The sequence below is a fragment of the Rhizobium sp. 18055 genome, from assembly GCF_902706285.1.
Lineage (GTDB): Bacteria > Pseudomonadota > Alphaproteobacteria > Rhizobiales > Rhizobiaceae > Rhizobium.
Window position 1 is genome coordinate 1 of the sequence record NZ_CACSKD010000084.1, and the last position, 671, is coordinate 671.

Here is a 671-nt window from a genome sequence, read left to right on the forward strand (position 1 = left end):
ACCGTACCCGTCGCTGAAGCGTCGAACGCGGTGGCCTTGATGGTGACCTTCTCGCCGACTCGCACGAGAGGCAGATCCTTGGCTGGAACATTGATTTCAGCCCACACCTGGGTCAGGTCAGAAATCGTGAACACAGCGGCGTCTTCCTTGACGGCTTCGCCGAGGCTCAGGTGCTTCTCGATGACGATTCCATCGAAGGGAGCACGCAGTTCGAGCCGGTTCAGGCCCGAAGCGGACGAGGAAGAGAGGCCCAGTGCGCCCAGCTTCTGGTTGGCGTTGGCGACGGCCACTTCTGCCTCGTTGAGCGCCTGCTTGGCCTGCAGGTAGTCCTGCTCTGCAGAGACTTTCTGTTCCCAGAGCTTCTTTTCCCGCTCGTAGGTTGTCTTTGCCAGCGCCATGCGCTTCTGGGCTGTCTGCAGTTCGCTTCGTTGTTCCGACGCCGTGGGACTGGCGATGGCGGCCAGCACCTGCCCCTTCTTGACGACCTGGCCCAAGCTGGCATTGACACTCTCGACCACGCCGGCAAGACGTGGGACTACGTGCGAGGTTCGATCTTCGTTGAGGCGAATCTCGCCAGGCAACAGCAGCGCGGACTTGATGCTCGCGGCGGATGCCGAGTCAACACCAATGGCTGCCGCCTTGATCTGGGCATCGGTCAGCTCTACCTTGCC

The 671-nt window shown here is 61.4% G+C and carries 1 protein-coding gene; it reads right to left on the minus strand.

The genetic code is table 11. The features are described from left to right. Nucleotides 1-671, minus strand: a 671-nt coding sequence (locus GVL52_RS31530; protein ID WP_160012667.1) for an efflux RND transporter periplasmic adaptor subunit, incomplete at both ends; no start/stop codon positions are given.